Consider the following 8,874-nt stretch of genomic DNA (forward strand, 5'->3'; position numbering starts at 1 on the left):
TCTATATAAGATCGGAGCGCTGAAGCGCAACTACATACCTTTGTTTTAGAAGGTGACATTATTTATTCAATAGACTTGTATTGCCACAATAATAGCGCTTTTAATATATATAAGATCGGAGCGCTGAAGCGCAACTACATACCTTAAACTTGAATGGCCAAAATAATTTGGATGTTCCTCTGAGCAGCGTCCAAATTATTTGATTGCAAAGACTTTTCCTATTCCATCCTAATTGGAAAATATCCTGTGATTGCGAGCATTCGGAGCAAATGTGTAACCGTATCCGCGAATTGTTTGAATAAAATTTGGCACAGCCCGATCGACTTTAGCCATTTTCTTGCGAATCTGGCCGATATGTACGTCCACCACTCGCTCTTCTGATCCATAATTGCATTTCCAGCCCCAAATTTTTTCGATTAGCTGTTGGCGAGTCCAAGCTTCATCTGAATGAGTTGCCAAAAAACACAATATCTCATATTCTAATTTGGTTAGAGTCAAAGTTTTATCCTGCCATCTTACTTCCCTACTCATTAAATCAATTTCTAGTTGACCGCAGACAAGGCTGCGCGGGTTGACGGTTCTCCCTCGCCGCAACAAGACTTCTACTCTAACTGCTAATTCTTCAATACTGAACGGTTTGCACATAAAATCGTCAGCACCTGCTTTTAGGATTTTAATTCGATCTTCTTCGGCGGTGCGGCTGCTCAGAATCGTGACTAAAACATTCGTCCGCTTTTGCATTTCTTGACAAAGTTTATAGCCTGTAGTATCGGGCAAATTCCAATCTAAAATCACGAGAACTGGGTTGAATTCATCAAATATTTCTAAGGCTGTTTGGCCGTCGGCTGCAAATTGTACTTCATATCTCTGCTTTAGAAAGCGGTAGACTAGATTGCGGACGGGGGCGTCGTCTTCTACAACTAGAATTTTGGTGTTTTGAGCGGCAGAGATTTTCATAATTTTTAACTCAATTGTTAATGGTGCAAAGTTAAGAAAGCGAAGCTGTCTAAAAAACAGTCTTTATTCTTTAGTCAGCCTCCGGCGGGCTAAAGTTTTTGTAGGCAATCCCCCTGTGGCATTGGTGCCAACTTAAACCTGGAAGCATTGAAAAATCTCGTTTTTCTCTGAGGCCAGATCCCCCCTAGCCCCCCTTAACAAGGGGGGGACAAGAATCCGATCAAAGTCCCCCTTCTTAAGGGGGATTTAGGGGGATCTGGCCTCGGCTGAAAGCAAGATTTATCAACAGTTCCAGGATTAAGTTGAGACCAATCCCCCTGTGGTGGCCCCGATTTCGATCGCCGAGGTATTTTTGTCAATAAATTAAATCGACACATGACTTATCCAGGCGCGATCGCCTTTCTGTGGAGATTTCAGCCAAAAAACTAATTTTTTCGCGGGATTTGGCAATTCTTTACAAAATTTAACCGAAACTCCCCATTACCAGAAAGAATTGGTTGAAATCAGACTATTCATTACTCCAATCCTCGGACTTATAAGTAGAGGTCGCTCTCAAACTGTCAACTGTCAACTGTCAACTGTCAACTGTTGAAGCTTCGCCGATCAGGGTGAAAGCTGCCCAATCTCTGGGGTTTGGGTGCTGCTGCATTGTCTCCAGCATGGCGCTGCACAGGGCTTGAGCTTTGTTGCCCGTTCGATCGAGATTTTGATAAAATTTCACCATCAAATCGGCTGTAGGAGCATCTGGCACCGCCCACAAAGAGACGATCGCACTGGATGTACCAGCCGAAATTAAAGCGCGAGACAAGCCGATAACCCCGTCACCGGTAATCCGCCCCATGCCGGTATTGCAAGCACTCAAAACCACCAAATCCGCCTGGAGGTGCAGGTGCAAAATTTCCTCAGCCGTCAGCAAACCGCTATCGGTGCGATCGGGTGCAAAGGCGATCGCACTGCCGAGTCCGCGAGTGCGATCGAGCAATCCGTGGGTGGCAAAATGGACAATGCGGGCGTCTGACAACCGCTGAAGCACGGCAGATTTGGTAGCCGAATTCCCCGTCAGGGCTTGGGTTTGGAACAATTTGGCGATCGCGTTAGCTTCGGTTTCTGAATGCGGCAAAGCAGACAACTGCTGCGGAGCTTGGCCCGGTACCAGAGCAACTTCAGGCATTGTCGGATTTCCTACTACTAAAATATCCCCAGCTAAATTAGAAATTTCTTGTCGTTTTTGACTCGTTAATTCCAGAATTTGAATTGCAGGAGCAGTCAAAATAGTATGTTTTTCAATCAAGTATTTTCCAGCAGCATCTTGCAGCGCCGGAAACGGCACAAAAAACAGTTCGCCTTGAGGAATAAAGATAATTTTAGCTGCTGGATCTGTCGGCAACAAGTCAGCAATCGGTTCGATTAGCAGTTGATGGAGTTTTTGCAAGCGAGGGTGATTGGTGAGGCTCGATTCCACTTTTGCTGCTACATCAATTGCAGGCCTCTTAATAGTCAACCCTGCGGGCCAAGAGGATTGGCAGAGCGAGAGAATGTTGTGAGTTTTATCAACAGATATTACTTGCCAAGGTTCCCAATTCGGCGCATCATCGTGGAGTTTGACTAAATCACCTGGGTACATTTTTAGAGTGGGATTGAAATCGCGATTCCTGATGCCGATCGCCTCGCGAGAATCGGCAACCAGCTCTTTGAGCGAAGTATGTTCGTAGTTGATGTCAACTTGGCGGAAGGCTATTTCACCCGTGGGCTGAATTACCCAAATAAAGAGTTCTTCTAAAAAAGAAATCGAATATTCTACAAAAGTTGCATTTTGGGCTCTGGCAATTTCTTGAATGCGATCGATGTTAGGCGGCTTAATATCGGGTATCGCATCTGAATTGGCAGATAACCGAGCACCCAGTAATTCTACAAACGCCCGCGCCCGCCCCCGCTCCGCAATTTCCAGCGCCTGTTTGGTTTTTTTCTGGACGATCAGGGTTTTTTCCAAGTGGCGGTAAGTTGCGGCTTGGGTTTCAAAAATAGATACTTTAAAGTTATCGCGATCGCTCAATTTTCCCCGCAGCGATTCCCAAGTTTGAATTGCATCGCCCAGGACTGTTTCAGCTTCTGCAAACTTGCCAAAGTCAAATAAAGCAAGTCCTAAATTGTTGAGAGTTGCCCCTTCTGATGCGGTTTCGCCGATCGCCCGCGCGATCTCCAAACTCTTGCGGCTGTATTCGATCGCCCGCTGGTACTGCCCCAAACAGCGGTAAGCATTGCCCAAATTTCGGCAGGAAGTTGCTTCCCCAGAGCGATCGCCAATTTCCTGCTGAATATCTAAGGATTGTTTGTAAAATGCGATCGCCCGCAAGTAATGCCCCAAATTACTGTAAGCATTACCCAGAATCACCAAAGAATTAGCTTCCCCATAACGGTTGTCAATTTTCGGTGCAAGATTCAACGACTTCTCACAGTATTCGATCGCCAATTGATTTTCCCCCAGGGAAACGTAGGTACGGCCCAAAGCGTTTAAGCAGTTCAATTCTCTATGCTTAGAGTTGATTTTTCGCGCCATATCTAAAGACTGAAGTTGGCACTCGATCGCCTGCTGGTATTCGCCGAGAGAATGATATGCACTCCCCAAATCGCGCTAGGAAGTAGCTATTCCCCCAAAGTGACCGATTTCTCGGTAAATATTTAGGCACTGCTGGTGGCACTCAATTGCTTGCAAGTATTCCCCTAGGGCATCGTAAATACTGCCCAAAGCATTTAGAGACTCAGCTTCTCCACTGCTGTTACCAATATCTTGCTGAATATTTAGCGCTTGCTGGTGATAGTCAATTGCTTGGGAGTATTCACCCCGCGCGCTGTAAATATTGCCTAGATTGTTCAAAGAATTCGCTTCTCCGTAGCCGTTGCCATTGTTTCTATGAATATTGAGCGACTCCTGATAGTATTCCATCGCCTGCGAGTATCTTTCCACGGAAATACTATCACTTTCCGAGAACGAATCTTGCTCGGGGCGCGGTATTTCTGGTCTCTTCAGAATGTTAACAAAAAATTTATTATTAATAGGAGACTGAATCGAGCGGTAAATCGACAACACATCTGCCGCCGACAGCGCCTGTTTGTAGAGTCTCATATCCCCAATATTACCTCGATAAATGCCACCAAAATCGTCCGATCGCCTGCCAACAGTCAAGGGCATACTATTCCTGAGAGAACTCTGTTGCCCTGTTGGGTTGAACCGCCAATCTACTTCCTTGCCATCGACATACCAGCGCCCTCCATCCAATCGATCGCGATCGACAGCAACCCCAACGTGATGCCATTGGTTGTCGCTAATAACAGGGAAAGTATCAATTTTTGTATAATAATATTCGCTACCACAGTTTACCCAACTTTTTCCATCGGCTATTTGCAGGTTAATTTGGCCCTGATAAAGAAATAAAGCCCAGCCCCGTAAAGGGCCAGAATTTTGAATCCGTTTATCAATAATCTTGACAATACCCAAATCACCCGTGCGAATCCACGCACACACAGAAAAGTCTTCCGTGCCGACATCCAGCAAAGGAGTGACTGGGAAAGTAACGTAACCTCCAGTCAGCAGCAGGCTTTCTTGCGGCCCGTTTTGCGATCGCTCAACAGCACGGCAAACGCTGTCAATTAGCAGTGCTGGAGGGAGATCCGGGCGATCGCTCGCCAAGTTTCCTGCTGCATCAAATGACCAAAGGGCGATCGGTGCTGTATTGAAAGTATTGTAGGCGCTTAATATTGGATATTTCATCTATAGGTTGATGTCTTATTTTTTAGGGAATTGTCAATGTAAATAATGGCGGGGATGGGGCGGGTTTTTGAGATTTTTTGTGGATTTTGTAGATGGTTGGCGAACCCGCCCCTACAGGATTTTGGGATGTTTTTTTGCAGCAAGCTCACCATAAATAAAAATGTACGATCCCTACAATTTGTCTCGTTCGTGTTCGATCCATTGACATTGATTCCTGTAGGGGCGGGTTCACCAACAATCTGAGCCAAAAACCCACAATCTCAAAAACCCGCCCCGGCCCATATATTATGCACGATCGGACTCAAACAAACGGTTCTAAAACAATCTCGTGCAAGCGCACAAACGGATGCTGCAATAAAGCATTCCAATCCGCCTCCAAAGTTACCAGAGAAGATATTTTTTCAAATCCAGTCAGCTCGGCTAGCGCTTCATACCGCAAATCATTTTCAGCATAAATCAGCAGCCTTTCCTCTAAAGTAGCTACCTGTAATTGACTCAAAAGTTTGTCCCGCAGCGCAACTAATTCAGTAATAGTTTCGTACCACAAACCGTATTTAGCCAACAGTAAAACGCGATGCCTCAGCGATGCAGTTTCTAGCTTAACTAAGATTTCTGGTGCCAATTTCACTCGCTCAACACACCCGTAGCGGGAGATATTCCCGCAGAAAAAATCCCAGCGATATTTTTTGCCAATTTCCAGAGGAGGTGCATTTGGTGGCAAGCAAAAACTCACAAGTCCCGCTGTTTTTGCAAGCTGAAAAAATGTTCGGAAAACTACTTCTTGATTTTCTTCGTCCCGCAGCACAAACTCCAAGGGAATGTCATCGGGAAATGGAGCCGGCAAGTACAGCCAAAAAGTCGGATGTGCGATCGCAGTCAATCCTAAATTTAGAGCCGGAATTAAAGCTAAAAAGTGGTGAAGATCGTCGCGGCTGCCTGCATCTCCGCGATCGCCCGGTGCACCCCGCGCAGGCGGCTCGTATGCGAGTATCTGCGGCTGCAAATGCGGTTCCCCCGATGAATCGGCGATCGTAGCAGCCAATCCAGGTTGAACAATGGTTACAGCCACCAGCAAATTAATCGCCGCCTGCTGTAGGAGCAGTTTTTTGTCATTCATAAAATATCTGCGAGGTAGAGGTACAAAGTCTCAGCGCGATCGCACGGCACCTGAAAATAATCTTGGCAGACTTTTATCTGCGTTTATCTGTGTTTATCTGCCTTAATCTGCGGTTTTTCTAATCAATCGTTGTGAGCCAAAGTCTAAATATCTGCAACTAAATGACAAATTCCGAAAAACATAACTCATTTGATCGCTACTTTTCGATACTTATTTAAATCTGCTACCTTTTCTGCTACCCTAAAAGCATATAGCTATCTTACCAAATAGCAGACCGCGTTCCTCCACAATTCTTGAGAAAAACTTATGTCTGCGATCGCACCATCCCCCAACCCACCCGTTTTAGAAGAACTTCGCTCCGGATTGCCCAACATTTGCGGTTCCGAAGCAGAAATCACTGCCGCCACCAACAGCAACGAACCAGTCTTTTTACCTAAGACAAATCTGCGCCTCGAAAACATTCAAGCCGGATTTGCTTGCGCCCTGCATATGCACCAACCTACAATTCCAGCAGGTGCAAAGGGCGAACTAATCTGCAATCTCCAGAATATGTTTGAAAATCCCAACCAAGGAGACAACCACAATGCCGGAGTCTTTGCTTGGTGCTATTCCCGCATGGGCGAATTCATTCCCCAACTGATTGCTGAAGGTTGCAACCCGCGAATTATGCTCGACTATTCGGGCAATTTATTGTGGGGATTGCGCCAAATGGGACGCGACGATATCTTCAACAACCTCAAGCGAATTACCTGCGAACCTGAATACCAACCCCACGTAGAATGGCTGGGGACAATGTGGAGTCACGCCGTTATTCCCTCAACTCCAATTCCCGATATCAAACTCCAAATTCAAGCATGGCAACATCATTTTGCATCCATTTTTGGCATAGATGCCCTGAAGCGCGTTAAAGGTTTTTCGCCTCCAGAAATGCACTTTCCCAATCACCCCGATACTCTTTACGAATACATCAAAGCTTTGAAAGAATGCGGCTACCGCTGGCTAATGGTGCAGGAACATTCTGTGGAAAATATCGACGGTTCGGGATTGTCGCCAGACCAAAAATACATTCCCAATCGTTTGCAATCCCGCAATTCTCGCGGCGAAACCATCAGCATCACGGCTTTGATTAAAACCCAAGGTTCCGATACAAAATTGGTCGGTCAAATGCAGCCATATTACGAAGCAAAAGTCCGCAACAAACAGCAAATTAGCAATGTCACAATTCCTTCTTTAGTTACTCAAATTGCCGACGGCGAAAATGGTGGCGTGATGATGAATGAATTCCCCAGCGCCTTTGTCAAAGCTTGGCACGAAAACCGCGAACAAGGTGGCGGAAAATCCGGTGTTGTCGGTTTAAATGGGACTGAATATTTGGAGATGATTGAGGCGGCGGGTGTTAATCCTGATGATTATCCTGTTTGTCAGGGGATTAACCAGCACAAGATTTGGCAGCAAGTCGATCCCGATAGTGCTACGCCGGAAAAGGTGGAAAGTGCGATCGCCAAACTCAAGCAAACAGACCACAATTTTCACATGGATGGTGCTTCTTGGACAAACGATTTAAGTTGGGTGAAGGGCTACGAAAACGTCTTGGAACCGATGAATCAACTCAGCGCAGCATTTCACAAAAAATACGACTCGCTGGTGCAGCAAGATGCTGCTGTTACCAAGCAGTTTGAATACCAGCAAGCTTTGCTTTACAACTTGTTGGTGCAAACAAGCTGTTTCCGCTATTGGGGACAGGGAACTTGGACTGATTACGCGCGCGAACTTTACAACCGCGGCGCTGCTTTGATGAAATAGAAGATGAGACGGCGGTTGAAACCGCGTCTACACAGACAAAACCCGCCTCCGCGGGTTGAAGTAACAAAATTTATGGTAGAGTGCCCCGGAAACCAACTATTTGACCAGTGTCAAATATCTCGGCTGACGCACCTTATACTTGTTGGCAAATTCGGGTCAATTACCAATTGCCAATTACCAATTACCAATGCCCCATTCCCCATTCCCCATTACCAAATCCTACATTTCCTGCATCAAACGCAAATAATTTTGTCTCATCTGCGTCATATTTTCCATCATTCTATTCGCCATATCTTTCTCAACTTCGCTCATTTGCTGCCAAAATACAGCAGAACGTCTGGCCAGAATTGCGTCTTCCCACAACATCTCCAAAAGTTGCGCGGCCATCGGATTTTCAGCATCTATAATCCCGCACAATTGCTCGAAAGCTCGGTTAGCTTCGGCGTGACTCCCAACATCCTGAGCGAGAGTCAGGCATTTTTTGAGTTGTACGATCGGGTTTTCAGAAGAGTAAGCCATAATTTCACTAAGTTTAAGCTACCAAATTTACACTGACACCTTTGACATTACTAGAGTTGCGACACGGCCGCACAGTTCCCCAAATACCACCGCCAAGGCAAATCAATCCCTTTAGTAATCCCGATCCGCGTAGTTTGCACAAAATTTATTGTACCCTCCTCCACGGCTTGCTGAAAGTCTTCGCTCCGGTGTTCCAACCGCAGCGCTTGGCCTGCGTCCAAGGGTAAACCGCTAAAAGTTCGATCGATCTCCAGCACCTTACCAAAAACTTGGGTTTAAAGCCCCGTCCTTCTAGGACGGCTTTGTGTTAGAATTTTAGCGTAGGGAGTTCCCACGTAAGATGTTCGTTCTAGAATTCAAGGCGATCGGCAAACCAAATCAGTCCTCCGCTATAGACGAAGCAATCAGAACTGCTCAATTCGTTCGGAATAAGTGCGTCCGTTTCTGGATCGACAACCGAGGAGTAGGGCAAAAAGACTTGTACCGTCACAGCACTGCGCTCAGAGAAGAGTTTGCCTTTGTTAAAGAATTGAACTCTAGTGCCTGCCAAGCCTCTGTGGAAAGGGCTTATTCTGCCATTGCTCGGTTCTACGACAACTGCAAGAAAGCCGTTCCCGGAAAGAAAGGTTATCCGACTTTCAAGAAAAACAGTCGCTCAGTTGAGTATAAAGTCAGCGGCTGGAAACTCTCAGAAACTCGGAAGCAAATC

The 8,874-nt window shown here is 46.0% G+C and carries 7 protein-coding genes and 1 pseudogene; 2 read left to right on the plus strand and 6 right to left on the minus strand.

What is annotated here, in order from left to right; translation table 11 throughout:
- Window positions 1-228: 228 nt before the first annotated feature.
- From JGK11_RS30810 to JGK11_RS30825, 4 genes are all read right to left on the minus strand, one after another.
- On the minus strand, window positions 229-957 hold the full coding sequence (locus JGK11_RS30810) for a response regulator transcription factor (RefSeq protein WP_293186941.1): 729 nt from the start codon (window positions 955-957) through the stop codon (window positions 229-231).
- 574 nt (window positions 958-1,531) lie between these two features.
- Window positions 1,532-3,583: a CHAT domain-containing tetratricopeptide repeat protein gene (locus tag JGK11_RS30815; protein ID WP_293214226.1), complete on the minus strand. Its 2,052-nt coding sequence runs from the start codon at window positions 3,581-3,583 to the stop codon at window positions 1,532-1,534.
- A 6-nt stretch (window positions 3,584-3,589) separates the two neighbouring features.
- The gene (locus JGK11_RS30820) at window positions 3,590-4,726 is read right to left on the minus strand and encodes a tetratricopeptide repeat protein (RefSeq protein ID WP_293214228.1); all 1,137 of its coding nucleotides are present in this window, start codon (window positions 4,724-4,726) and stop codon (window positions 3,590-3,592) included.
- A gap of 301 nt (window positions 4,727-5,027) precedes the next feature.
- Window positions 5,028-5,843 carry a DUF928 domain-containing protein gene (locus tag JGK11_RS30825; RefSeq protein ID WP_293207832.1) on the minus strand — a complete coding sequence of 272 codons (816 nt, stop codon included), beginning with the start codon at window positions 5,841-5,843 and terminating at the stop codon, window positions 5,028-5,030.
- Between the two features lie 306 nt (window positions 5,844-6,149).
- Between JGK11_RS30825 and JGK11_RS30830 the strand changes: the two genes are divergently transcribed.
- Window positions 6,150-7,646, plus strand: coding sequence for a glycosyl hydrolase family 57 (locus JGK11_RS30830; protein WP_293214230.1), 1,497 nt, complete (start codon window positions 6,150-6,152; stop codon window positions 7,644-7,646).
- A gap of 219 nt (window positions 7,647-7,865) precedes the next feature.
- Here the strand turns inward: JGK11_RS30830 and JGK11_RS30835 are convergent, their stop codons facing one another.
- Both JGK11_RS30835 and JGK11_RS30840 read right to left on the minus strand, forming a co-directional pair.
- Complete coding sequence (locus JGK11_RS30835; protein ID WP_293148499.1) at window positions 7,866-8,165, minus strand: hypothetical protein; 300 nt, start codon at window positions 8,163-8,165, stop codon at window positions 7,866-7,868.
- 50 nt (window positions 8,166-8,215) lie between these two features.
- Window positions 8,216-8,422, minus strand: coding sequence for a DNA-3-methyladenine glycosylase (locus JGK11_RS30840; protein ID WP_293193780.1), 207 nt, complete (start codon window positions 8,420-8,422; stop codon window positions 8,216-8,218).
- Between the two features lie 83 nt (window positions 8,423-8,505).
- On the opposite strand from JGK11_RS30840, the pseudogene JGK11_RS30845 reads away from it, so the two are divergent.
- Window positions 8,506-8,874, plus strand: a pseudogene (locus JGK11_RS30845) (RNA-guided endonuclease TnpB family protein); the annotation flags it as partial.

This window comes from Microcoleus sp. PH2017_34_RAT_O_A, from assembly GCF_020737885.1.
Lineage (GTDB): Bacteria > Cyanobacteriota > Cyanobacteriia > Cyanobacteriales > Microcoleaceae > Microcoleus.

What these genes read in the sequence shown, in the direction of transcription:
- JGK11_RS30835 (WP_293148499.1), bottom strand. Translation starts at nt 8,165, where the DNA reads ATGGCTTACTCTTCTGAAAACCCGATCGTACAACTCAAAAAATGCCTG.
- JGK11_RS30820 (WP_293214228.1), bottom strand. Translation starts at nt 4,726, where the DNA reads ATGAAATATCCAATATTAAGCGCCTACAATACTTTCAATACAGCACCG.
- JGK11_RS30830 (WP_293214230.1), top strand. Translation starts at nt 6,150, where the DNA reads ATGTCTGCGATCGCACCATCCCCCAACCCACCCGTTTTAGAAGAACTT.
- JGK11_RS30810 (WP_293186941.1), bottom strand. Translation starts at nt 957, where the DNA reads ATGAAAATCTCTGCCGCTCAAAACACCAAAATTCTAGTTGTAGAAGAC.
- JGK11_RS30825 (WP_293207832.1), bottom strand. Translation starts at nt 5,843, where the DNA reads ATGAATGACAAAAAACTGCTCCTACAGCAGGCGGCGATTAATTTGCTG.